The 783-nt window shown below is 61.3% G+C and carries 2 protein-coding genes; one reads left to right on the top strand and one right to left on the bottom strand.

What is annotated here, in order from left to right; genetic code table 11:
• The coding region (locus JP75_RS24830; protein ID WP_035088003.1) for a 50S ribosomal protein L11 methyltransferase at positions 1–412 on the top strand (412 nt) is incomplete at its 5' end.
• A gap of 130 nt (positions 413–542) precedes the next feature.
• Here the strand turns inward: JP75_RS24830 and JP75_RS27275 are convergent.
• Complete coding sequence (locus JP75_RS27275; RefSeq protein WP_280114014.1) at positions 543–674, bottom strand: hypothetical protein; 132 nt, start codon at positions 672–674, stop codon at positions 543–545.
• Between the last annotated feature and the right edge of the window lie 109 nt (positions 675–783).

The raw sequence follows: 783 nt of genomic DNA, 5'->3' as shown, positions 1-783 counted from the left end.
GGATATCGGCACCGGCACGGGCGTGCTTGCCATCGCCATCGCCAAGAAGACCGGCCTCAAGGTCCTGGCCACCGATATCGACCCCATCGCCGTGACGACGACTGTCGAGAATGCTCGCGACAACGACGTGGCCGAACTGATCGAAGGCGTGGTGGCCGAAGGGCTGGACAGCGACGTCATCACCGCCAAGGCGCCCTACGACCTGATCCTCGCCAATATCCTGGCCGGTCCGCTCATGGGCCTTGCGCCGGGCATGTCGCGCATCGCCCAGCCGGGCGCGTCGATCATTCTGTCGGGTATTCTCGAAACCCAGGCCCAGGCCGTGATCGCGGCCTATGCCGAAAACGGCATGCCCCTGCTCCAGCGCCTGCAGCGCAAGGAATGGACGACGCTCATCCTACACAAGCTCTGAGCCGGAATGCCCGGCCTGCGGGCCTGGCCATCCACATGCATACCCCAGAAAAGCAAAATCCCCGGATGGAGGTCCGGGGATAGGCTAGATCGGGCTGCATGGGACCCGACTGGAGGCAAACTGGTTGCGCTTACGGACGCTTCGCGAAGGACCCGATCAGCTGGTGCTGCATGCGGAAGCTGACCTGGCGCTTCGACTCACGCGAGCGCGCGTCGATAATGCCGTCCAGCGCTTTGTGGAAGTCGTTCTTGGTCTCTGTCATTTTATCTTTCATCCAAACATTTACCGGCACCCCTGTGCCGATGCCGCTCAAATAACCGTTGCAATCGCTTTCGGTTAGGGCCCATTTCGAAAGTCAGCCATGACGAAAA

This window comes from Devosia riboflavina (assembly GCF_000743575.1).
GTDB classification, from domain to species: Bacteria; Pseudomonadota; Alphaproteobacteria; order Rhizobiales; family Devosiaceae; genus Devosia; species Devosia riboflavina.
This window is presented reverse-complemented; position numbering and strand designations above follow the sequence as displayed.

Coding starts and splice junctions, on each gene's coding strand:
- JP75_RS27275 (WP_280114014.1), bottom strand. CDS start 674: ATGACAGAGACCAAGAACGACTTCCACAAAGCGCTGGACGGCATTATC.